General features: G+C 66.2%; 22 protein-coding genes and 1 tRNA gene. 9 read left to right on the top strand and 14 right to left on the bottom strand.

What is annotated here, in order from left to right:
* Positions 1-45: 45 nt before the first annotated feature.
* Entirely contained in the window at positions 46-435 is a 390-nt protein-coding gene (locus tag BJP32_RS05890; RefSeq protein ID WP_003164576.1) for a cupin domain-containing protein, read from the top strand.
* Between the two features lie 19 nt (positions 436-454).
* Here the strand turns inward: BJP32_RS05890 and BJP32_RS05895 are convergent.
* The 4 genes from BJP32_RS05895 to clpX all read right to left on the bottom strand — a co-directional run bounded on the left by BJP32_RS05895 (position 455) and on the right by clpX (position 4,916).
* Positions 455-531 (bottom strand) — tRNA-Val (locus tag BJP32_RS05895).
* Between the two features lie 46 nt (positions 532-577).
* Complete coding sequence (locus BJP32_RS05900; protein ID WP_003164575.1) at positions 578-853, bottom strand: HU family DNA-binding protein; 276 nt, start codon at positions 851-853, stop codon at positions 578-580.
* Between the two features lie 120 nt (positions 854-973).
* Positions 974-3,373 carry an endopeptidase La gene (gene lon / locus BJP32_RS05905; protein ID WP_046653615.1) on the bottom strand — a complete coding sequence of 800 codons (2,400 nt, stop codon included), beginning with the start codon at positions 3,371-3,373 and terminating at the stop codon, positions 974-976.
* Between the two features lie 274 nt (positions 3,374-3,647).
* Positions 3,648-4,916 (bottom strand): ATP-dependent Clp protease ATP-binding subunit ClpX, encoded by a 1,269-nt coding sequence (clpX, locus tag BJP32_RS05910; protein ID WP_003164573.1) that lies wholly within the window; start codon positions 4,914-4,916, stop codon positions 3,648-3,650.
* A gap of 205 nt (positions 4,917-5,121) precedes the next feature.
* Between clpX and BJP32_RS05915 the strand changes: the two genes are divergently transcribed.
* Positions 5,122-5,760 carry an HAD-IB family hydrolase gene (locus BJP32_RS05915; RefSeq protein ID WP_312295763.1) on the top strand — a complete coding sequence of 213 codons (639 nt, stop codon included), beginning with the start codon at positions 5,122-5,124 and terminating at the stop codon, positions 5,758-5,760.
* Positions 5,761-6,065: 305 nt separating this feature from the next.
* Complete coding sequence (locus BJP32_RS05920) at positions 6,066-6,836, top strand: TSUP family transporter (protein WP_233126738.1); 771 nt, start codon at positions 6,066-6,068, stop codon at positions 6,834-6,836.
* 21 nt (positions 6,837-6,857) lie between these two features.
* Here BJP32_RS05920 and BJP32_RS05925 read toward each other — a convergent pair whose 3' ends face one another.
* From BJP32_RS05925 to BJP32_RS05970, 10 genes are all read right to left on the bottom strand, one after another.
* Positions 6,858-7,544, bottom strand: coding sequence for a GntR family transcriptional regulator (locus tag BJP32_RS05925; protein ID WP_046653619.1), 687 nt, complete (start codon positions 7,542-7,544; stop codon positions 6,858-6,860).
* 84 nt (positions 7,545-7,628) lie between these two features.
* Positions 7,629-8,627: a 4-hydroxyproline epimerase gene (locus BJP32_RS05930; RefSeq protein WP_046653621.1), complete on the bottom strand. Its 999-nt coding sequence runs from the start codon at positions 8,625-8,627 to the stop codon at positions 7,629-7,631.
* A gap of 12 nt (positions 8,628-8,639) precedes the next feature.
* Complete coding sequence (locus BJP32_RS05935; RefSeq protein ID WP_046653622.1) at positions 8,640-9,569, bottom strand: dihydrodipicolinate synthase family protein; 930 nt, start codon at positions 9,567-9,569, stop codon at positions 8,640-8,642.
* 73 nt (positions 9,570-9,642) lie between these two features.
* Positions 9,643-11,082, bottom strand: coding sequence for an aldehyde dehydrogenase family protein (locus BJP32_RS05940; protein ID WP_046653623.1), 1,440 nt, complete (start codon positions 11,080-11,082; stop codon positions 9,643-9,645).
* A gap of 48 nt (positions 11,083-11,130) precedes the next feature.
* The gene (locus tag BJP32_RS05945) at positions 11,131-12,159 is read right to left on the bottom strand and encodes an Ldh family oxidoreductase (protein ID WP_046653625.1); all 1,029 of its coding nucleotides are present in this window, start codon (positions 12,157-12,159) and stop codon (positions 11,131-11,133) included.
* Positions 12,160-12,416: 257 nt separating this feature from the next.
* Positions 12,417-13,133 (bottom strand): DUF6683 family protein, encoded by a 717-nt coding sequence (locus BJP32_RS05950; RefSeq protein WP_076223251.1) that lies wholly within the window; start codon positions 13,131-13,133, stop codon positions 12,417-12,419.
* A gap of 169 nt (positions 13,134-13,302) precedes the next feature.
* A complete protein-coding gene (locus BJP32_RS17080) occupies positions 13,303-14,037 on the bottom strand; it encodes a DUF6683 family protein (RefSeq protein ID WP_143255425.1) in 735 nt (244 codons plus the stop codon).
* A 94-nt stretch (positions 14,038-14,131) separates the two neighbouring features.
* Positions 14,132-14,803: a hypothetical protein gene (locus tag BJP32_RS05960; RefSeq protein WP_003164562.1), complete on the bottom strand. Its 672-nt coding sequence runs from the start codon at positions 14,801-14,803 to the stop codon at positions 14,132-14,134.
* An 88-nt stretch (positions 14,804-14,891) separates the two neighbouring features.
* On the bottom strand, positions 14,892-15,290 hold the full coding sequence (locus tag BJP32_RS05965) for a flagellar biosynthetic protein FliO (protein ID WP_052748058.1): 399 nt from the start codon (positions 15,288-15,290) through the stop codon (positions 14,892-14,894).
* Entirely contained in the window at positions 15,287-16,495 is a 1,209-nt protein-coding gene (locus tag BJP32_RS05970) for a flagellar biosynthesis protein FlhB (RefSeq protein ID WP_076223252.1), read from the bottom strand. Before BJP32_RS05970 ends, BJP32_RS05965 begins: the two co-directional genes overlap by 4 nt.
* 491 nt (positions 16,496-16,986) lie before the next feature.
* Here BJP32_RS05970 and BJP32_RS05975 point away from each other — a divergent pair, with 491 nt between their 5' ends.
* Genes BJP32_RS05975 through BJP32_RS06000 form a run of 6 tightly spaced genes read left to right on the top strand, consistent with a single transcriptional unit; the run spans position 16,987 to position 23,415 of the window.
* Positions 16,987-17,481, top strand: coding sequence for a lytic transglycosylase domain-containing protein (locus BJP32_RS05975; RefSeq protein WP_052748060.1), 495 nt, complete (start codon positions 16,987-16,989; stop codon positions 17,479-17,481).
* A 52-nt stretch (positions 17,482-17,533) separates the two neighbouring features.
* Complete coding sequence (locus tag BJP32_RS05980; RefSeq protein ID WP_052748061.1) at positions 17,534-19,558, top strand: flagellar biosynthesis protein FlhA; 2,025 nt, start codon at positions 17,534-17,536, stop codon at positions 19,556-19,558.
* A 15-nt stretch (positions 19,559-19,573) separates the two neighbouring features.
* A complete protein-coding gene (gene sctC, locus BJP32_RS05985; RefSeq protein ID WP_046653629.1) occupies positions 19,574-21,493 on the top strand; it encodes a type III secretion system outer membrane ring subunit SctC in 1,920 nt (639 codons plus the stop codon).
* Between the two features lie 6 nt (positions 21,494-21,499).
* Positions 21,500-22,657 (top strand): hypothetical protein, encoded by a 1,158-nt coding sequence (locus tag BJP32_RS05990; protein WP_046653630.1) that lies wholly within the window; start codon positions 21,500-21,502, stop codon positions 22,655-22,657.
* 24 nt (positions 22,658-22,681) lie between these two features.
* The gene (locus tag BJP32_RS05995; RefSeq protein WP_112999251.1) at positions 22,682-22,990 is read left to right on the top strand and encodes a hypothetical protein; all 309 of its coding nucleotides are present in this window, start codon (positions 22,682-22,684) and stop codon (positions 22,988-22,990) included.
* Positions 22,991-23,016: 26 nt separating this feature from the next.
* On the top strand, positions 23,017-23,415 hold the full coding sequence (locus BJP32_RS06000) for a hypothetical protein (RefSeq protein ID WP_052748062.1): 399 nt from the start codon (positions 23,017-23,019) through the stop codon (positions 23,413-23,415).

Consider the following 23,415-nt stretch of genomic DNA (forward strand, 5'->3'; position numbering starts at 1 on the left):
CCTGGCTAAGGTATCCCCCTGCCCATCATCGACAAGGAAGGCGACATGCAAGGCTATCTGGACGACATCGAACGCGCGACGCTCGACAATGAGGACTATCGCCGGGTGCTCTACACCGGCCGTCACCTGCAACTGGTGTTGATGACGCTCCAGCCCGGCGAGGAGATCGGCGAAGAGGTCCACGAGGGCCACGACCAGTTCTTCCGCATCGAACAGGGCCAGGGCCAGATCGTGATCGACGGCCTGTCACGCCCGGCAGAAGCCGAGTCCGGCATCATCGTGCCGGCCGGCGCCCGTCACAACCTGATCAACACGGGGACCGAGCCGCTGAAGCTCTACACCCTGTACGGCCCGCCCGAGCACCGCCACGACGTGATCCACCCGACCAAGGCCGACGAAGCCGAAGAGCATTTCGACGGCACGACGTCGGAATAGGATTTCAAGACAAAGGGAGTGGTAGGCGGCGACGGGTTCGAACCGCCGACCCTCTCGGTGTAAACGAGATGCTCTGACCAGCTGAGCTAGCCGCCCACATCATCCGACTCATCATCGGGACAGGCTTCATGCCCTGTGACGGTCAGCCGTTCAAGGCGCTTTTCAAGCCTTCGCCGGGGCGAAAGCGCGCGGTGCGCGAGGCCGGACGAGCGATCTCTTCGCCGGTCTGAGGATTGCGGGCCACCCCCGCCTTGCGGTCCACGGCGACGAAGCTGCCGAAGCCGACCAGGCGCACGTCGCGCCCCTGAACCAGCGAGCCTGTCACCTGGTCGGTGAAGGCTTCCAGCGCCAGCTTGGCCTGGTCGCGGCTGATGCCCGCCGCCTCGGCCATGCGGCCGATCAGTTCCGTCTTGGTCATGTCTGCGGCTCCCCTCGCGAAACGAAGCGCGCACTTAAGCCTCTGTCGGCGGGCGGGTCAAAAAGAAGGCGGTCCGGGTCGCCCCGAACCGCCGTCCTTCATCTGGTCAGAGACCCGGCGTCAGTGGCTGACGCTCGCCCCCTCGCCCGCCGTCGGGGCGGGGGGAGTCGGCGTCATCGGCTCGGCCGCCTCGTCCCACTCGACGGGGGTCGGCGTGCCCGTCAGGGCCCACTTCAGCGCCTCGTCGGCGGTGGAGATCGGCACGATCTCAAGGGCGGCCTTCACGTTTTCGGGCACATCCTCAAGGTCTTTCTCGTTCTCCTGAGGGATCAGCACGGTCTTCACGCCCGAGCGCAGGGCCGCCAGCAGCTTCTCCTTCAGGCCGCCGATAGCCGTCACCCGGCCGCGCAGGGTGATCTCGCCGGTCATGGCGATGTCCTTGCGTATCGGGATGCCAGTCAGCACCGACACCATGGCCACCGTCATGGCCACCCCGGCCGAGGGGCCGTCCTTGGGCGTGGCGCCGTCGGGAACGTGGACATGGATGTCGGTCTTCTCGAACACCGGCGGCTTGACGCCGATGCTGAGCGCGCGGCTGCGGACGTAGGACGCCGCCGCCGAGATCGACTCCTTCATGACCTCCTTGAGGTTACCGGTCACGGTCATGCGGCCGCGGCCCGGCATCTTCAGGGCCTCGATGGTCAGGATGTCGCCGCCGAACTCGGTCCAGGCCAGGCCCGTGACGATGCCGACCTGATCTTCCGCGTCCGTCTCGCCGTAGCGGAACTTCTTCACGCCCGCGTATTCGGCCAGCTTGGCTGCATCCACGGTGATCGAGGCGGCCTTGGTCTTGGCCATCTCGCGCACCGCCTTGCGGGCCAGACCGCCCAGGGCGCGTTCCAGCGAACGGACGCCCGCTTCGCGGGTGTAGTAGCGGATCAGGTCGCGGATCGTCTCATCGGGGACGATCAGTTCCTCTTCCTTCAGGCCGTGGTCCTTGAGCTGCTTGGGCAGGACGTGGCGCTTGGCGATCTCGACCTTCTCATCTTCGGTGTAGCCGGAGACGCGGATGATCTCCATGCGGTCCAGCAGGGGCTGGGGCATGTTCAGGCTGTTGGCCGTGGTGACGAACATCACCGGCGACAGGTCGTAGTCAACCTCCAGATAGTGGTCGCCGAAGGTCGAGTTCTGGGCCGGGTCCAGCACTTCCAGCAGGGCCGAGGACGGGTCGCCGCGCCAGTCGGCGCCCAACTTGTCGATCTCGTCCAGCAGGACGAAGGCGTTGGTGGTCTTCGCCTTCTTCATCGACTGGATGATCTTGCCGGGCATGGAGCCGATGTAGGTCCGGCGGTGGCCGCGGATCTCGGCCTCGTCACGCACGCCGCCCAGCGACATGCGGACGTATTCACGCCCCGTCGCCTTGGCGATGGACTGGGCCAGCGAGGTCTTGCCGACGCCAGGAGGACCGACCAGGCACAGGATCGGGCCCTTCAGGCTGCCGGTGCGCGCCTGAACAGCCAGATACTCGATGATCCGTTCCTTGACCTTCTCCAGGCCGTAGTGATCCTCTTCGAGGATGTCCTCGGCCTTCTGCAGGTCGATGGGCTTGGGCTTGGTCTTGGACCACGGGATCGACAGCAGCCAGTCGAGATAGTTGCGCACCACGGTCGATTCCGCCGACATCGGCGACATGTTGCGCAGCTTCTTCAGCTCCGCCTCAGCCTTGATGCGGGCCTCCTTGGACAGGCGCGTCTTCTTGATGCGCTTTTCCAGCTCCAGCAGTTCGTCGCGCGCGTCGTCGGTCTCGCCCAGCTCGCGCTGGATCGCCTTCATCTGCTCGTTCAGATAGTACTCGCGCTGGGTCTTCTCCATCTGCCGCTTCACGCGGCTGCGGATCTTCTTCTCGACCTGCAGGACGCTGATCTCGCCTTCCATCAGGCCATAGACCTTCTCCAGCCGGGTCGGGATGACCACGGTTTCGAGCAGGGCCTGCTTGTCGGCGATCTTGACCGACAGATGGGCGGCGACCGAGTCCGCCAGCTTGGACGGATCGGTAATCTGGGGGATGGCGCTGAGGGCCTCGGGCGGAACCTTCTTGTTCAGCTTCACATAGTTTTCGAACTGCTCGATCACGGCGCGCAGCAGGGCCTCGCTCTGCGACGGATCGCCGGCTTCGTCGTCGATCTCGACGGCTTCGGCTTCGTAGTAGTCCTCACGGTCGGTGAAGCGGGTCAGGCGCGCGCGCGACTTGCCTTCGACCAGCACCTTCACGGTGCCGTCCGGCAGCTTCAGCAACTGCAGCACCGTCGCCAGCACGCCCGTCGAATAGATGGCGTCCGTCGCCGGATCGTCGTCGACAGAGTTCTTTTGGGTGGCGAGCAGGATCTGCTTCTCGCCCTTCATGATCTCGTCGAGGGCGCGCACGGACTTTTCGCGCCCGACAAACAGGGGCACGACCATGTGCGGAAAGACGACGATGTCTCTCAGCGGCAGGACAGGGAGGATTTTGCTCTCGGTCATGATGCGTACTTTCCGGGGCCTTCGTGAATCTCAGACCCGCCGAACCGATCCGACTTGGCGCGACTGCCGCCTCGTCTCGACTCGACCCGCTATTTTTGAGCGGCTTTCGTGTGAGTATGTGGTTCTGTCTGGACGCGGTTCAAGCGTAACGGGGCGGCGGCCCACAGAAGCGTGAAAAAGCGTGTGATTTCAGCCGACGCCTAGGGCGTCTCTGAAACGATGAAGGGGCGGCCCGTGGCGAGCCGCCCCTTTTCGTTTGGATCGGACCTCAGCGTCAGGCGGCGCCGTCGGCCGTCTTCTTCTTGGTTTCCGAATAGATCAGCAGCGGCTGGGCCTTGCCGTCGATCACCTCAGCGTTGACCACGACTTCCTCGACGCCCTCATAGGTGGGCAGTTCGAACATGGTCTCCAGCAGCACGCCTTCCAGAATGGAGCGCAGGCCGCGGGCGCCGGTCTTGCGGGTGATCGCCTTCTTGGCCACCGCCGACAGGGCGTCGTCGGTGAAGGTCAGCGTCACGTTCTCCATCTCGAACAGGCGCTTGTACTGCTTGACCAGGGCGTTCTTCGGCTCGGTCAGGATCTTGATCAGAGCGACCTCGTCCAGATCCTCCAGCGTCGCCAGGACCGGCAGACGACCGATGAACTCGGGGATCAGGCCGAAGCGCATCAGGTCGTCAGGCTCGACCTGCTTGAGGATTTCGCCGGTGCGGCGCTCGTCGATCTCCTTGACCTTGGCGCCGAAGCCGATCGAGGCCCCCTCGCCGCGCGCCGAGATCACCTTCTCCAGGCCGGCGAAGGCGCCGCCGACGATGAACAGGATGTTGGCGGTGTCGACCTGCAGGAACTCCTGCTGCGGATGCTTGCGGCCGCCTTGCGGAGGCACGGAGGCGACGGTGCCTTCCATGATCTTCAGCAGGGCCTGCTGCACGCCCTCGCCCGACACGTCGCGGGTGATCGACGGGTTGTCCGACTTGCGCGAGATTTTGTCGATTTCGTCGATGTAGACGATGCCGCGCTGGGCCCGCTCGACATTGTAGTCCGACGCCTGAAGCAGCTTCAGGATGATGTTCTCGACGTCTTCACCGACATAACCGGCTTCGGTCAGGGTGGTGGCGTCGGCCATGGTGAACGGCACGTCGATGATGCGCGCCAGCGTCTGGGCCAGCAGCGTCTTGCCCGAGCCGGTCGGCCCGATCAGCATGATATTCGACTTGGCCAGTTCGACGTCGTTGTTCTTCGTCGCGTGGTTCAGGCGCTTGTAGTGGTTGTGGACGGCGACGCTCAGCACCTTCTTGGCGTGGCTCTGGCCGATCACATAATCGTCGAGGACGTCACGGATCTCCTTGGGCGTGGGCACGCCGTCCTTGGAGGTCTTGAAGGCGATCTTGTGCTCTTCGCGGATGATGTCCATGCACAGTTCGACGCATTCATCGCAGATGAAGACGGTCGGTCCGGCGATCAGTTTGCGGACTTCGTGCTGGCTCTTGCCGCAGAACGAGCAGTAGAGCGTGCTTTTGGCGTCTGTGCCGGCGGCTTTGGTCATAGACCCTTCTCACTATCCGCAATCCGCCCCGACATTGGGACGAAAAGCGCTTCCTTCACGATCGATCCAGGGAATCTATCATCGAAGGTCTTCAAAAAATGACAATCACCCATCACACGTTCCGCCACAACCCCGTTGCGGCGCCGCAGCGCGCTTCGGGGAACGGACAGGACAGATAATATGGGGATCACGGCTAATGTCTGACATGGGAAGCGAAAAAGCCTTTCACCAGTCCCCTGCCCCCGGCCAGGCCATCGTCGCCTTCGACTTCGACGGCACCCTGACGATTCGCGACAGCTTCACCAGCTTCCTGAAATGGCGCGCCGGGCCCCTGCGCTGGGTCCAGGGCCTGACGCGCCTGATCCCCGCCGTCTTCGCCTATCTGGGCGACCGCGACCGGGGCCGGATCAAGGTCGCCTCGGTGCGCGAGTTCCTGATGGACGCAGACCGCAAGGCCCTGGAGGCTGAGGCCGAACGCTTCGCCGCCGAGATCTGGCCGCGCTTCATGCGCCCCGACGCCCTGGCGACATGGGAGGACTGGGGCCGTCGCGGCGCCCACCGCGTCATCGTCACCGCCTCGCCCGAAACCACCGTCGCTCCCTTCGCCCGTAGGCTGGGCGCCGAGAACCTGATCGGCACCCGCCTGGCCTTTGACGAGCAGAATCGCGTGCTGGGAACCTTCGTCGGCGGCAATTGCCGGGGCGAAGAGAAGATGCACCGCCTGCGCGCCGTCTACGGGTCGGACATGGAGCTGGCCGCCGCCTATGGCGACACCTCGGGCGACGCCCAGATGATCGCGGCGGCCGAGGAGAAGGGCTACCGCGTCTTCACCGCCCGCCCCTGACCACAGCTTAAGGAAGCTGGCGCGCGCTCAGCCCCCAGCCTCGGCCACAGCCCGACCATCAGGATGCCCGACGCGCCGGGGGCCGGGCCAAGCAGCGCCAAAAACGTTTGCGTATATTGTATCTGATTTTTAGCCGTGTTTTTCTTCGGTTCAGACCGTCCGGCAAGGACGGCGAGACCTCGGGGGAGGGAAAACATGATCGTAGCCGTTCTGCTGACGGCGCTGGCGCTGCTGGCCGCCTATTCGCCCTACAACTGGTCCGCACCGCCAGGGCGCGCGGCGAACTCAGGCCCAAGGCCGAGGGCGTGGCCATCGGCGCCGTCGCCAACTTCTTCGACGCCCTGGGCATCGGCTCCTTCGCGCCGACGACGGCCTGGCTGCGGTTCCGCAAGCTGGTGCCTGACACCTTCCTGCCCGCCGTGCTGAACGCGGGCCACTGCCTGCCCACGGTGATGCAGGGTCTGGTCTTCATGAAGCTGATCCAGGTCGATCCGGTGCTGCTGATCGCCTGTATCGGCGCCTCGATCCTGGGCGCCGTGATCGGCGCGCCCATCGTGCTGCGCCTGCCGGCGCGCGCGGTGCAGATGGTGGTCGGCGCGGCCCTGCTGATCGCCGCCGCCCTCTACGCCATGACCAATCTAAACCTGATGCCGGCGGGCGGCGAGGCGGTTTCGCTGGAGGGAAACCTGTTCATCGTCGCCGTCCTCGCCCACCTGGTCATGGGGGCGCTGATGAGCTTCGGCATCGGCCTCTATGCGCCGTCCCTGATCATGCTCAGCCTGATGGGGATGAACCCGACGGCGGCCTTTCCCATCATGATGGGCGCCAGCGCCTTCTTGATGCCGGTGTCGAGCCTGCGCTTCATCAGAAGCGAGCGCATCGACCTGCGTCTGGTGCTGGGCATGGCGATCGGCGGCATACCGGCCGTGCTGCTGGCCGCCTTCGTCATCACCTCCCTGCCGCTGACGGTGCTGCGCTGGGGCGTGGTGGTGGTGGTCCTCTACGCTGCCGCCAGCCTGCTGACGACCGCCCTGAAATCAGCGCGTCCCGCCGCAGCACACATTAAGGAGACCTGAGCCTCCGACCGGCCCCCTCGGTCAGGAGGCGCGCTTGCGTTCCGCCTCGGCCGCTTCGAGTTCGAACTCCTCGCGCAGGTCGCGCAGGGTGTGCTCCAGATGCGCGCTAGCCAGGCGGCGCACGGCGTCAGCGTCGCGAGCCACCCATGCGTGCAGGATCTCCAGGTGCTCCGCCTCGGCCGTCAGATGTCGGCCCTTGTGCTCCAGGTGCTTGCGAGCATAGCGGTCCGCCATGACGTGAAGGCGCGCCGTAATCTCGGCCGTCAGCACCCGCTGGCCCGGCTGCACCAGGGCCATGTGGAAGGCGCGATTCAACGGCCCGACGCTAGGCAGTTGGGCGGCTGCGGCGGCGTTCAGTTCGGCCAGCACGCGCTGGGCCGTCGCGCGCTGGGCTTCGTCGGCGACGAGACAGGCCTGGGCCGCCGCGTCCGGCTCCAGCTTTAGGCGCAGTTCGTAGATTTCCTCGGCCTCGGCGGCGCTCATGCCGCGCACGAAGAAGCCCCGGTTGGCGTGCGAAACCACCAGACCGTCCTGCTCCAGCCGCACAAGAGCCTCGCGCAGGGGAATCTTGGATACGTTCAGTTCGGCCGCCAGAGCGTCCTGCCGGATCGGCACCTCCGGCGCGATCGCTCCCGACAGGATCATGTCGCGCACCACCTCCATCAGGCGGTCGGACAGGGTGCGGACTTCAAGCGGAGATGCGGCCATGCGATTTCATCAGGTCGGAAAGGCTGGGCCGGTCGCCCAGCCCAGCCATAACCCGCAAAGTCCGCAATTGCGATGTGGAATACGTCAGACCACCTGGAAGCCGGCCCAGAAGGGATCGCGGCGATCCACCCAGATGGTGTTGAAGCCTGTGGCGATGGCGGCCCCTTCGATCGAAGGCACGATCGCCTTTTGATCGCCCACCGTCGTCTCGGCCTCGACCCGGCCGATGAAGCGGCTGCCGATATAGCTTTCGTGGACGAAGGCGTCGCCAACCTTCAACCGCCCCTTGGCGTGCAGATGGGCCAGCCGCGCCGAGGTGCCGGTGCCGCACGGACTGCGGTCGATGGCCTTGTCGCCATAAAAGACGGCGTTGCGGCCGTCGGCGCCCTGCCCTTTCGGCCTGTCGGCCCACAGGACGTGGCTGACGCCGTTGATCGACGGCTCGTCCGGGTGGACCGGATGGAAGGCCGCCCGCACCCGTTCGCGCACCAGGCCGCTCAGTTCGATGATGCGGCTGGCGCCCAGATCATCCAGCCCAGCGTAAGCGCCCTGCGGCTCGACGATGGCGTAGTAGTTGCCGCCGTAGGAGACATCGACGCTCAGCGGACCAAGGCCCGGAACCTCGATCTCGATTCCTTCCGCCGCCAGATAGGCCGGGACGTTGCGGATGCGCACCGAGGTCACGCGGTCGCCCTCGGTCTCATAGGCGATGTCCAGCACGCCCGCCGGAACCTCGACCTTCAGCCGCCCCGGCGTGCGCGGCCGGATCAGGCCGTGCTCGATGCCGAAGGTGATCATGCCGATGGTCCCGTGGCCGCACATGGGCAGGCAGCCGCTGGTCTCGATGAAGAGAATGCCCGCGTCCGCGTCCGGCAGGGTGGGCGGATACAGGAAGCCGCCGCTCATCATGTCGTGGCCGCGCGGCTCGAAGCACAGCGAGGTGCGGATCCAGTCGTAACGGCTGAGGAAATCCAGCCGCCGCTCGGCCATGCTGCGCCCTGACAACAAGGGCGCGCCGCCGGCGACCAGGCGAACCGGGTTGCCGGCGGTATGACCGTCAATGCAGAAGAAGACGTCGCGCATTCAGTATCCCGATCAGACGATCTTCACGGCCTTGCCCGAGCCGATCGGGCGCGTTTCCGCCGCCTTCTCGACCATGGCGATGACCTCGGCCCGGCGCGCGCCCGCCAGCGGCATGCGCGGCATGCGGACCCGCTCGGTTCCCCGGCCCATGATCGTCTCGGACAGCTTGATCGACTGGACCAGATCTGAAACCGAATCCAGGTGGAGCAGCGGCATGAACCAGCGATAGATCTCCAGTGCGCGGGCGATGTCGTCGTCCTTGACCGCCCTGACCAGGGCCACGGACTCTTCGGGGAAGGCGTTGGTCAGGCCCGACACCCAGCCCTTGGCGCCCAGGATCATGCCTTCCAGCGCCACATCGTCCAGACCGACCATGACCGCGTAACGGTCGCCCAGTTCGTTGAAGATGTCGGTGATGCGTCGCGAGTCCGGGGCGCTTTCCTTCAGGGCCACGATGTTCGGCACGTCCGACAGACGACGCAGGTCGTCGTTGTTCAGCGTCTGACGATACATCAGCGGGTTGTTGTAGAGCATGTTGGGCAGGCCGCTGGCCGCCGCCACGGCGCGGAAGTGGGCCTCCAGCTCCGCCTGCGTCGGCACATAGACCATGGCGGGCAGCACCATCAGGGCGTCCACGCCGATATCCTCGGCGTCCTTGGCGTAGCGTTCGGCCCGCGCCGTGGTCAGTTCGCTGACCCCGGTGATGATCGGCACGCGGCCGTCAGCGACCTCGACCGCCGCCTTCAGCACGGCGCGCTTTTCCTCGGGCTCAAGCGAGTTGTTCTCGCCGACCGTGCCCATGACGATGATGGCGTCGACGCCGTCCTTGATCAGGCCGTCCAGCACCGTCTGGGTGGCGTCCAGATCGACCGCCAGTCCCTCATCGAATTGCGTGGTCGCCGCCGGGATCACCCCGGTCCAGTCCAACTTCGCCCCAGCCATAAGATACGCCTCCTCAAACAGATTTATTTTCGTATACGATATCTGATCTGGAGCGAAGTCAAGCGAAGTTCGCCTATGCGGCGCTGTAACTGGTCTTGGTCAGGGTAAAGAAATCGGCCGCCGCAAAGCCCTGCTCGCGCGGACCGTAGGACGAGGCCTTCGTGCCGCCGAACGGCACGTGATAGTCGACGCCCGCCGTGGCCAGATTGACCATGGTCATGCCTGCCTTGGCGCGGCGCTGGAAATCGCGCGCGTGCTTCAGCGACTGGGTGACGATACCCGCCGACAGGCCGAACTCGACGCCGTTGGCGACGGCCAGCGCCTCTTCATAGTCCTTGACCCGGATGGTCGAGGCGACCGGGCCGAACACCTCTTCATTGTTGATGCGCATGGCCGGGTCGGTGTCGACTATCAGGGTCGGTTCGACGTACCAGCCGGGCGCCTGGCGGTTCAGGCGACCGCCGCCGGTGACGACGCGCCCGCCCTCCGACGCGGCGATGTCGATATAGCGATAGGAGGTCTCGCGCTGGGCCTCGCTGACCGCCGGACCGACCTGAGTGTCAGGATCAAGAGCGTTACCGACGCGCAATGCGGCGACCTTCTCGGCCAGCGCCGACACGAAGCGGTCGTGGATTCCGTCCTGCACGATCAGACGGCTGGAGGCCGTGCAGCGCTGCCCCGTCGCAAAGAAGCTGCCGTCCAGCGCGATGTTCACCGCCCGGTCCAGGTCGGCATCGTCCAGCACGATCAGCGGGTTCTTGCCGCCCATCTCCAGCTGCACCCGCGCCTGACGCGCTGCCGCCCCGGCGGCGACGCCCGCCCCGACCCCTTGCGAGCCGGTGAAGCTGACGCCCGCCACATCCTTGTGGTCGACGATGGCCTGCCCCACCCGGCCGCCGCCGATGACCAGGTTCAGCACGCCCTTGGGCAGGCCCGCCTCATGCAGGATGGCGACCAGGGCTTCCGCCGTCGCGGGCGTATGGCTGGCGGGCTTCATCACCACCGTATTGCCGAAGGCCAGCGCGGGCGCCGCCTTCCATGCCGGAATGGCGATGGGGAAGTTCCACGGCGTGATCAGGCCGAACACTCCGACCGGCTGGCGATAGGTCTGCACCTCCACCCCCGGCCGGGTCGAGGCCAGGTTCTGGCCGTGCAGGCGCAGGGCCTCTCCGGCGAAATACTTCAGGATGCGAGCGGCGCGCGCCGTCTCGCCGATGCCCTCGGCCAGGGTCTTGCCCTCTTCACGCGACAGCAGACGGCCAACCGCCTCGCGCCGCTCCATCAGCAGCGTCCCGGCCCGGTCCAGCACGTCCGACCGCGCCTCGGGCGAAGCGCCCGCCCAGCCGTCGAACGCCGCCGAGGCCGCCGCCACCGCCTCATCGACCTCGGCCGCACCGCCTTCGGGCGCCAGAGCCACGACCTCACGCGTGTCGGACGGGTTCAGGCTCTCGACCGTTCCCGCCCCCCGGCGTTCGCCGTTGATCCAGTGGCTCAGTTCGATGGTCGCAGTCATGGCGTGTCTTTCGTCCGTGCGTCGGTGTCGTCAGAAGGAAGGAAGAGTTCAGAAACCCAAGGCCTGAATCTGATCATAGAGCACCTTGGGCGTGCGCACCCCATGCTTGAGGCTGCGCGCCCGCGCTTCATAGCGACGCTGCGACGGCAACCGCGCGCCCTGATCCGCGAAGGCGGCGAACAGGGCCTCGGCCCGCGCGGCGTTCGCCTCGGCGTCGCCCCCGCCCATGATGGCAGGATCAAAGGCCAGGATCAGTTCGCCATGCATGGGCGCCGCCTTGGCGCCGTCGTCAAAGGCCATCGACTCGCGGCTGGTCAGGTCGCCGATCAGCGGCCCCGCCATCAGCTCGATCATGGTCGACAGGGCCGAGCCCTTGTGTCCGCCGAAGGTCAGCATGGCGCCGTCCAGCGCCGCGCGGGCATTTGTCGTCGGCCGCCCCTCGGCGTCCACGCCCCAGCCCTCGGGGATCGGCTTTCCGGCGATATCGTGCAACGCCATATCCCCGCGCGCGATGGCGCTGGTGGCGAAGTCGAAGACGTAAGGATACGGCCCCGGACGCGGCCAGCCGAAGGCGATCGGATTGGTGCCCAGCAGCCCCTTTTTACCGCCCACCGGCGCCACCCACGAATGGCTCGGCGTCATGGCCAGCGCCGCCACGCCCATTTCCGTCAGTTGCTCGATCTCGGGCCACAGGGCGGAAAAATGGAAGCAGTTGTTGATGACCAGCGCCGCCACCCCGACCGCCTTGGCCTTCTGCGCCAACAATGGCGCCGCCCGCTCGAACGCCAGCAGGGAATAGCCATGACGCGCATCGACCCGCACCAGAGCTGGCGACGCATCCTTGATCACCGGCTCCGCATCCAGCGACAGCTTGCCCGAGCGGATCGTCATGACGCACCCCGGCAGCCGGTAAAGCCCGTGCGAGGCGCACTCGTCCCGCTCGCCCGCCGTGATGGCGCGGGCCACCGTCTCGGCGTGCGGAACCGACAGTCCCGCCCCCGTCAGCACCCGCCGCGACAGGGCGAGCACCTCGTCAATCGACAGGGCCACCGTCTCCTGGGCCTCAAACACGCTCACATCACTCTCCCGACGCAAAATCGTATACGAAGTTGCCGGGATACGCGGAAAACATCAAGGCCGATCAGTTCACGTCGACCGACGCCTAGGAGAGTTCGCTCATGTTATTGTCGACCTCGCTGCCGCCCCATAGCCCACAGCGCCAAAGCGATCAGACCGGCGCCCGCCAAACCCGCGACGCCGAAAACTCGCGCGCCCATAGACGTCGCTGGCGGTTCAGTTGAAGGATTGGCCTTCGGGCTCTCGCCCGGCCCCTTTCAAGAGGCAGACACCAGGCCCCCGTCGGTCAACTGCAAGCGACGCAGATCAACACCCATCTCCTTACGGAACCGCGCAACAGCCGCATCGCCCAGACGCCGCATCATCGCCTGATCGCCCCGCTTCATCGCATCCACATAAGTCGCTTGCTGCACCAGGAAGTTCAGCATCAGCACCTCGGCCATCTCCTGACGCCCCGCATCGCCCAGTCGCGCCACGGCGGGCGACCCGCCGATAACCCCGCGCACCTGATCGCGAACGGCCAGCGCCTGGGTCCGGTTGTTGTCGCCCTGATTGGCCATGATCCAATTGAGAATCCAATAGGCCGCCATGGCGTCGGCCAGATCACCAGTACGCAGGCCATCCTCACGCACGATGCCCGCCCAACTGGTGATCGGGTCGCCGCTCTGAAAAGCTGAACGCGTCCGTTCAGCGGCTTCGCGCCCTGCCGTGCGCTCGATGAAGTCAGCAAACTGAGACTGAACGCGCGTCGATACAGCCGGCGTCGAGCGATAGGTCGTAACCGCCGCGACACGGCTGCGCTCAGGCGGTCGCGGCTCAGAGGACGGCTCCGTCATATTGTCACGCATGGCGGCGTGCATCTGGTTTATTGCGTCCGCGGTCGCAAAGCCTTGAAAGGCGTAGTCCTGGGCGCGAGCCATCGGCGCGCTTGCCGCCGCGCAAGCCATGACCGCCATGACCGCCAAATACTTCATAGCAAGCATCCTAACTCTGGCGTCGCCGACGCATCACGGCCCAGACCGCCGCAACGAACAAGGCTCCTGTCGCCAATCCGGCCGCCCCATAGGCAAGAAGGCCCAAAGACGACGGATCATGCGAAACTTCAGACGCGGGATTGGCCTTCGGGCTGTCGCCCTGCCCCTTTCAAGAGGAAAAGCCCGTCTCGGTCAGTCGGATACGTCGCAAGTCGACCCCCGTCTCATTTCTGAATCGCGCGACGGCAGCGCTTTGAAGTCGCCCCTTCATCGCCGCGTCATTCGCCTTCATAGCGTCTTCATAGGCAACGCTCTGAATGATGAAATTGAGGATCAGAGCCTCTGCCATTTCCTGCTTTTCAGCATCGTTCAAACGGCTGAATCCAGCGTCCGCCCCCATGCCTGCAAGAACCTGACGCTTGACCGCCAGCACCTGACTGCGGCTCACATCGGTCACATCATTGGCTATCTGCCAGTTGATCATCCAGTAAGCGGTCATGGCGTCGGCGGCATCCCCGCGACGTAAGCCATATGACGATACGTGACGCCCCCAACGTGCAAAAAAGTCCTCACGTTCCATGGCCACCGTCAGTCCGGCCGCGTCCCCGCCATTGCGTCCAACGAATTCAGTAAACTGGCGTTTGACTCGCTGAGTAACTGCGGACTGAGCACGATACGTCGTCTGCACGACAGGCTCAGCGCGGCGCGGCGCGGCAGCAGCGCCAGTTGCGCCCGAACGAGCCCCGGAGGTGTTCAGCGGAAGAGGCGTTATAGCGACCGGATAGGCGACCGCTTCAAAGCTGCCCATCGGCATATAGGATTGAGCGATCACAGGATAAGTCAGCCCCAAACTCATGACACCGATCATCGGAATCAATGACTTACAGAAACGTTCAAACTTCATCCTACACAGCCTCTGCTCTAAATCGCCAACGCAGCCACTCCTGAGAGTGGCTGCGAATTTAGCCGACAATCTGTCCCAATCAGCGCGATCGGTCTTAACCGTTCTTGCTAGCCAGGGTTTTATTTCCTTCACCAATCGCTTTCTGCGTATTGTTCAGGGCGTTGGAAACCAAGCCATACTCTTGACCAATACCTTGCATTTCACCCGTCAACCCAGCCAGCTTGGATTGATTGTTCTGATCAATCTTACCGAGCCCGGCGATTTCGCGCGAGATCGCCATCATTCGATCCATCTTCTGATCAAGCACCGAACCTAGAGCGATGCCGAGGCGGACTAGGAATGACTGGCCGTTGGCGTTGCCTACACCGCCTGCCGAAGCCGCCTTTTCATTCTCATTCTTCATGCCGTCGATGATCATGTTCGACATCTTCTGGACGAAGTCTTCGCTCGCACGATGGAATTCGCCAGCCTGATACGGTGTGGCGCCAAACAGATCAGATACGCCCTGAGTCGCTTCCTGAAGATTTGAAGCAACGCCAGCTGGATTACCCGTAGCGCCCGCGAAAGCAGCCTGAGCAAGATCAATAACCGACTGCGGCAACCCCAGTTGCTGGCCGACCTGCTGCAGGATCTGGCTGCCCACCGTTTGCATAACAGTCGAAAGAGCCGCCTGAAGCGCGACAGAAGTGCCGCCCGTGGCGACCGCCAGGGCCGCCGTGCTGACCAGGCTGCCGATGTTGAAGCCGCCGCCGCCGATGCCGAACATGATCTTTCTCCGAATAAGTGTGCGTTTCCGGTTCGCCGGCCAGGCGCCTCGCCCGGAAACCCGACGACCTCACGAAACCACTCGTCCCCTATCCTCGGTAGTCAGGCCGTTCCCCAGCTAGGGACTTCCCTAGCCAGCGGCGCAGGCGCGGCGGAACGCGGGCGGCGACGGCCGCCGTCTGGGCCCGCGCAGCCTCAGCGCGAGCGGCGTCCTCAGCGATTTCTTCGGGCGTGCGGGCGCGGCGGTCCAGAACGGTGATCCCGCCCGCCGTGACGCCCAGCAGCAGCACCTCGTCGCGCCAGACCACCACCGTCGCCCGCTCGCGCGTTCCCAGCGGCAGCGAGCGAATGAAGCGGATCTCATCGCCGCTGGGAGCGCCGCTCTGAACCTTCTTCAACATGCGGATCGAGAAGAAGGCCAGCCCCAGCACCAGGGCCAGGGCGACCAGAACGGTCAGGAAGTCCATCAGCAAGGCGAGCGGCGTCATCGGGTCTCCGAGGCGGAAGCCACGCCGTCGTCCGGCATGGCGGGAAAGAGGGGCGCGCGGCGGAAAGCGTCCTCGGACCCGGCGGCGTCGCCCAGTCCTTCGCCTTCGTCCGACAGGTCGACCGGGTCGAGCGTCTCGCCGCGCGCCGCTTCATCGCGCAGGCGGCGCGCGGTCAGGATCACTTCGGCGACGGCGGCGAACATGTCCTCGGGCACCACGGCCTCGACCGGCACCTGTTCGTGCAGGGCGCGGGCCAGGGGGACGTTGCGGATGATCGGCACCCCTTCGCGCTCGGCCATGCCGCGCATGGCGCGCGCGATCAGGCCGTCGCCCTTGCCCGCCACCACCGGCACCACGTGCTCGCCGGGATCATAGGCCAGGGACACGGCGATGTGGGTCGGATTGACCACTAGGGCGGCGGCCCCGCGCACGGATCCGACGGCGCTGGACTGGGCCCATTCCTGGGCCAGTTCGCGGCGCCGCGCCTTGACCGTGGGATCGCCCTCCATGTCCTTGGCTTCCTGACGGATGTCGCGGCGGCTCATCCGCAGCCGCTTCATGAAGCTGAAGCGCTGATAGGCCGAATCCAGGATGGCGACGAAGACGAAGACCACCAGGGTCCAGCCCAGCAGGTGAAACCCCGCCGCGCCGAACGCGCCCAGCACCTCGCCCGGCTGGGCCGCCGGCAAGCGCAGAATGCGATCGAACTGGCCGAACAGGATCAGCCCCGCCAGCCCCAGCAGCAGAGCCGTCTTCACCAGCGATTTCGCCACCTCGAACAGGTTGTCGGTGTTGAACATCCGCTTCAACCCCTCGCCGGGGTTCAGGTGATCCAGCTTGGGCGTCATCTTCTCCAGCGTGAAGACCGGCCCGGTCTGCAGGAACTCCATCAGCGACGCGAACAGGGCCACCGGCAACAGCAGCAGCGCCGTCAGATAGACGAACCGCCGCGCCGCCGACCAGGCGACCTGCTCGAAGGCGTCGCCGAAGGGCTGGTCCATCACGCGGAACACGTCGTCGAACAGGGCGGCGAAATTCTCGAACACCGCCCCCGCCAGCATCAGGCCGACCAGCAGCCAGGCCAGCAGCACGGCGGTAGAGCCGACGTCCTTGCTCTTGGCGACGTCGCCCTTCTTGCGCGCGTCCTGAAGCCGTTTCGGCGTCGGCCGCTCTGTCTTGTCGCCGCCGTCGTTCTTCTCCGCCACCTGCGCTCCGCCTCATCGAACAACTAGAAAAAACACCAGAAACAAGCCTTGCTGAATACAGAAACAGCCCAGCTTATGGTCAAGCTTATTCTTTATCCGCACTCTGATCGCTTCAGATAAAAAGCAAGCTAGGGTTAACCCTACTGGCAAAAATTTTCATTACCGATTTCGTTGACAACATTCATGAGCAATAATATCGCTGTCACACAAGATCGAAATTCACATAGCTTCGGGCGAAATACGAAGTGAGACAATTTTGCTCGGTAACAGGCACAGTAATACTTATAATTACTGTATGGAATCATTCCGCAATTGCGGAAGACTGCAGCGCCACCTCATCACAGCTGGTCGCTTCAGCCGCTTCCGTCACCCAGTTTTCCCTGGCGCTGGGAAGCGGAGCGTTCGGATCAGAGCCTTGCTCGACACACGCGCCGCGGGAGGCGCAGGCGGCCCAGCAACTGCTGATCTATGACAATCAGTCGCCGACCGAGGTGATCGGTTCCTCAGAAACCGCTGTTTTTTACACGCGCCGCTCCCCGACGATCAGCGCGGGCGCGCATCGCAGCTGGACGCCGCACGGCGATCTGATCGTCGCGGCGGCGCGCGAGCACGACATTGATCCGGCCCTGCTGCAGGCGATCATCAGCATCGAATCCGCCGACAATCCCAACGCCCGCTCCCCCGTCGGCGCGCGCGGTCTGATGCAGGTGATGCCCGCCACCGGCCGCCGCTTCGGCGTCGCTGACGAGATGCGGCTGCACGAGCCGGAAACCAATATCCGCGCCGCCTCGCGCTACCTGAAGACGCTTCAGGGCCTGTTCGGCAACGACCTGCGCCTGGTGCTGGCCGCCTACAACGCGGGCGAAGGCGCCGTGCAGCGCTACGGCCGCAACATCCCCCCCTATCGCGAGACCCAGGACTACGTCCGCAAGGTCATGGCTCGCTACGACCAGCTCCTCACCGCCCGCCGTTCCTCCTTCCGATAGCTCTCAACGATCTCCGTTCGGCCTGATCCGCCGGCAGCCACAAGGCGCGTCCATGTCCTTCGCCAGCCCGCTGAAACTGCTGGGCCTGCGCCACAACGGCGGAGGCGTCGGCCGCTATTCGGACCTGTTCCTGGTGGCGGGGGTGGCGGCGATCATCGCCATGATGATCATGCCCCTGCCTTCGCTGGCGATCGACGCCCTGGTGGCCATCAACATCAGCGCGGGCGTGGTGATGCTGCTGGTGTCGATCTACATCGCCTCGATCGTCGACATCTCGGTCTTCCCCAGCCTGCTGCTGATCACGACCCTGTTCCGGCTGGCGCTGTCGATCGCGACGACGCGGATGATCCTGCTGGAAGGCCACGCCGGGGCGATCATCAACACCTTCGGCAACATGGTGGCGGGCGGCAATCTGGTCGTCGGCCTGGTGGTCTTCCTGATCATCACCGTCGTGCAGTTCATCGTCATCGCCAAGGGCGCCGAACGGGTGGCCGAGGTCGCCGCCCGCTTCAGCCTGGACGCCATGCCGGGCAAGCAGCTGTCGATCGATTCCGATCTGCGCTCGGGCCTGATCGACAAGGACGAGGCCAAGCGCCGCCGCCGCCTGCTCGAGATGGAGAGCAAGCTGAACGGCAATCTCGACGGCGCGATGAAGTTCGTGAAGGGCGACGCCATCGCCGGGATCATCATCGTGGTGATCAACCTGCTGGGCGGCCTGGCCGTCGGCATGTTGCAGAACGGCATGGATTTCGGCGCGGCGGTCCAGAAATACTCCATCCTGACCATCGGCGACGGCATGGTGATGCAGATCCCGGCCCTGCTGGCGGCCATGTCGGCGGGCCTGCTGGTGACGCGCGGCGGGGATTCCGAGACCGACGCCCACCTGGGCGCCTCGATGCACCGTCAGTTGTCGGCCCAGCCCAAGGTCTTCCTGGTCGCGGGCGGGATGTGCTGGCTGCTGGCCCTGGTGCCGGGCTTTCCGACCGTGGTCTTCCTGCTGCTGGGCGCGGCGGCTATGACCGCCTCCATCATGATCGAGCCGCGCTGGCGCAAATCCGCCGGGCGCAAGGTCAAGGCCCTGACCGGCCGCGCCGCCGCCGAAGCCGACGGCCCCATCGCCTCGACCCAGACGCGGCCGACCGAGAGCGCCGCCATGACGCCTCTGCTGCTGGAGATCGACGGCCGCGCCCTGCGCGCGACCGATCCGGAGCGCCTGACCGCCGCCCTGGAGACCCTGCTGGACGAGTTCGAGGCGTCGCTGGGCGTGGCCCTGCCGCGCGTGACGGTGCGCTACGGCCCGGCCGAGGCGTCGGACCGCTGGCGGCTGATGGCGTTCGAGGCGCCCCTGGGCGCGGGCGATCCTGGCCCGGCCGAGGACGCGCTGGATGCGACCCTGGCCGGCGTGCGCGGCCTGCTGCGGCGCAATGCGGGAATGTTCATCGGCATCCAGGAGGCCTCGACCCTGCTGAACCGCGCCGGCGAGAGCTATCCCGAGGTGGTCAAGGAGGTCGCGCGCGCCCTGCCCCTGGCCCGTATCGCCGAGATCATGCGTCGCCTGGCCGAGGAAGAGGTGCCGCTGCGCAACCTGCGCGACATCCTGGAATCCCTGGCCGACGCCGGTCAGCGCGAGAAGGATCCGCTGGCCCTGACCGAGTTCGCCCGCGTGGCCCTGCGTCGTCAGATCAGCCACCGCTACGCCCCCGACGGCGTACTGAAGGCCGCCGTGCTGGAGCCCGCGCTGGAGAAGCACCTGCGCGAATCCATCCGCGTCGGCGGCGCCGGACAACAGCTGGCGCTGGAGCCTGACATGGCCCGCCAGATCATCGAGGCTGTGCAGAAGACGGTGCGCGACACGGAGGCCGACGCCGTGCTGGCCGCCATCGACCTGCGCCGTCACATCCGCAAGCTGGTCGAGCCCGAGCTGTTCGACACGCCCGCCCTGTCGTTCCACGAGCTGCTGCCCAGCCTGAAGCTCGAGATCGTCGGCCGGGTCGCCCTGCCCGACCTCGACGCGGCGACGCAGGCGACTGTTCCCGCCCCTTCCGCTCCTCCCGCCTCCACGGCCGCTGCGGCCTGAAACGACGGACCCTGCATGACGATCAAGACGCCGACCGCCCGCAAAGGCTTCAAGACCGCCTTCCTGGCCATGGCCTCCGCGGCCACGCTGCTCGGCCTGTCCGCGCCCGCTGCGGCGGGCGATCCGCCGATCGGCAACCAGACGCTGCAGATCGCCCCGCGCGAGCAGCCGGTGGGTCAGTTCCTGCAGAGCTTCTTCGGCCAATTGGGCGTGCCGGTCATCATCAGCCCCAACCTGCGCGGCACGGTGAACGGCGCCTTCAGCGGCCCGGCCTCGACCATCTTCAGCCAGGTGGCGGACGCCTTCGACCTGGTGGCCTATTATGACGGCGGGGCGGTCTACATCTATCAGACCTCCGAACTGACCAGCCAGTCGATCCCCGCCTCGCCGCAGATGCTGCGCCGCGTGCGCGCCACGGCGCAGGAAATGGGCCTGCTGGACAGCCGCAACACCCTGCAGCCCGCCGGGCAGATGCTGATCGCCAACGGCACGCGCCGCTTCATCCAGCAGATCGACGAGATCGCCCGGGCCGGCCCCGGCGCTCGCGCCGAAGCCGCCCAGCCGACCTATGAGTATCGCGTCTTCACCCTGCGCTACGCCTGGGCCGATGACGTGACCTTCGAGACGGCCCAGAGCGAAGTCACCATTCCGGGCGTCGCCTCCATCCTGCGCGCCATGGTCAGCAACGACCCGAACGGCGCCGTCGCCCGGCGCATCGAGACCCGCCGCTCGCCGCGCGTCGGGGGCCTGCGCGGTCAGGGCCTGGCGTCGCAAGGCGCGGCGCAGAACGGCCTGATGGACGCCAGCTATGTCGATGGCGGCTTCACCCCCACGCCGGACACGCTCGGTCTGGCGCTGGCAGACGAACAGATGGCGGGCGGCGCGCCGGTCCAGCATGCGCGCATCCAGGCCGACACGCGCCTGAACGCCGTCATCGTGCGCGACACGGCCGACCGCATGGGCGCTTATGAGGCGCTGATCGCCGCCCTGGACAAGGAGCCGCAGCTTCTCGAAATTCAAGCCACCATCATCGACATCGACACGACCCGCGCGCGTCAGCTGGGCATCAGCTGGCGCTTCGACGACGGTCGCGGCGGCATCCTGTTCGGCGACGGCACGCGCAACGACGAACGCCTGCGCCGGGGCCAGGACATAACCCCGCGCAACAACGGCCTGGCCATCTCCACCATCATCGGCAACGGCGACTACTTCGTCTCGCGCATCACGGCGATGGAGGATGAAGGCGTCGCCCGCATCGTCTCGCGGCCGCAGATCGTCACCCTGTCGAACGTCCAGGCCCTGTTCGAGAACACCCGCAGCTTCTACGTCGGCCTGGAAGGCGAGCGGGACGTCGACCTCTACAACGTCACCGCCGGGACCACGCTGAAGGTCACGCCGCACGTCCTGCGCGACCAGAACCAGACCCGTATCCGGATGCAGATCCAGATCGAGGACGGCTCCCTGACCGACGCCGACGTCGACGACATCCCGGTCGTGCAGCGCGCAGCCCTGAACACCCAGGCCATGATCCTGGAAGGGCAGAGCCTGCTGCTGGGCGGCATGGTGGTGCAGCAGGACGTCAACGCCGTGACCAAGGTGCCGGTGCTGGGCGACATACCGGCGGTGGGCCTGCTGTTCCGCCGCTCGGAGCGTTCGACGGGCCGGATCGAGCGCCTGTTCCTGATCACGCCGCGTCTGGCCTCCATCGGCGAGGAAGCGCCTGCGCCGCGCCTGGACTTCGGCGCCATTCCCGGCTCGCCCGAGACCCAGCCCCTGCCGGCCGCCCCGGCCCTGCCCAAGGGCGGTTCGCGCATGGGCTTCAACCAGGGGTCGGCGCCGAACGACCCTCTGCCCGCCCCGGCCGCCACGCCGATCGTCGCCGTGCGCGAAGCGCCGCCGCCCGGCTTCACCCCCTATGAACCGGCCAAGGACTGATCCGCCATGCCCGCCGACGCCGTCGCCGCACCCGAGATCGAAAGCCTGGTCCTTCGCGTCCTGGCCGGGCGCGTGCGCGGCGCCTCGGCGCCATTGGAGCGGGGCCGCGTCATCGCCGTGGGCCATGACCTCGACGCCGACATCGTGCTGCGCGACGCCAGCGCCCAGGGAGTGCGGCTGACGCTGAAGGCGCGGGCGGACGCCGCCGACCTGGATCTGACGTCCGGTTCCGTGACTTTGTTGGGGCATGAGCTGACCGCCCCAGCCCAGGCCATCCTGCCCCTCTATCTGCCGCTGCTGATCGGCGACAACGCCGTCGCCATCGGCGAGGCCGAGAGCCCGCGCTGGAGCGAGGCCGAACGCATCCTAGCCGCCGCCCGCCCCTTGCCGGACGACGACGGCGATGAGGACGACGCCCCGGCTGGCGACGGCCGCAACTGGCAATATCTGCTGAACAACACCAACGCCCTGGTGTCGCGCTCGGCCAAGTTCGTTCCGGTTCTGCTGATCGCCGTCATCACCGCCTCGGCCCTGTTCGCCATCAGCACGGGCGTCCCGGCCTGGCCCAAGTCGCAGCCCAAGCCCGCCAAGGTCCAGGCCGTCCTGTCGGAGGAAGGGTTCGACAAGCTGGTCGTCACCAAGACCGAGGCGGGCGATCTGCGCATCGAGGGAATGCTGGCCTCGGACGCCGAGCGCGTGCGCCTGCAACGCATCCTGGCCGCCCGCGAATGGCGCCCCCGCCTGGAGCTTCAGACCCACGACGGCATCGCCCGTCAGGTCGAGGAGCTCTACCTCGCCAACGGCGTGAAGGCGGCCGCACGCTCGGTCGGCGCGGGCATGGTGCGGCTGGACGTCACCGGCAGCGACCCGGACGAGGCCGCCCGCCTGGAGCGTCTGGCCATGGGCGAGATCAAGGGCCTGCGCCGCATCGACGTCAGCATGCTGCCCGGCGCCGACGAGGGCGGCCGCTTCGAAGACATTCAGCAGGGCGGCGGCAAGCGGGTGGTGTCGGTGATCGGCGGCGAGCGCGGCCACGTCACCACCGCCGACGGCGCCCGCTACTTCCCCGGCGCCGTCCTGCCGACCGGCCACCGCATCGTCTCGATCGAGGACACCCGCGTCCTGGTCGAACGCAACGGCTCCCGTTCCGAACTCAACTTCTGACCCCAGCCCAAAAGGAGAATACCCATGTCATCCCAAAGTCTGAACGGCCTCGGCATGCTGGCCGTCTCGCCCGGCCTGAACAGCGAGCGCGACAAGGCCCGCCCCGGCTCCTGGTTCGAGGCCATGGCCCATTCCTGGGGCCAGACCCTGGACGCCCAGGCCGGCCGCATCGTCGAACTGTCCGAGCAGATCGGACCGGGCGGCGAGGACAAGCCCTCGACCATGGCCATGCTGACCGCCGAGTCGATGCGCATGAACTTCATGGCCAACTCCTCCTCCACCTCGACCGACTCCGTCGGCAAGGCGCTGGAGACCATGGCTCGCAAGAACTGAGCCCTTCATTTCAACAGGAGGGGCCCATGTCCTTCGAAGCCTCGGCCGCCGCAGCGGCCATGCCGCCCGAAATGCTGCAACCCCAGACGCAGCAGATCGACGTCGCCTACAACGCCACCCTCAGTCAGGCGGTGCAGTTCCAAAACCTGCTGCACGTCACGCCCCTGTCGGCTTCGGCCGCCCCGACCGAGCCCAACGGCGTCATGAAGACCATGATGGGCGCCCTGGAGCAGGTGAACGGTCAGGCCTCGGACCTCGCCGCCCTGGCCCAGGCCGCCGAGGGCAAGGCCGGCGGCATGACGCCGGGCGAGATGGTCATGATGACCGTCCGCGCGCACGAGTTCATGTTCAACTGCCAGCTCACCTCCAACATGGCCAACCGCACCTCGGACGGCCTGCAGCAGCTGTTCCGGCAACAGTCCTGA

The organism is Brevundimonas sp. ZS04 (assembly GCF_001956865.1).
GTDB lineage: Bacteria > Pseudomonadota > Alphaproteobacteria > Caulobacterales > Caulobacteraceae > Brevundimonas > Brevundimonas diminuta.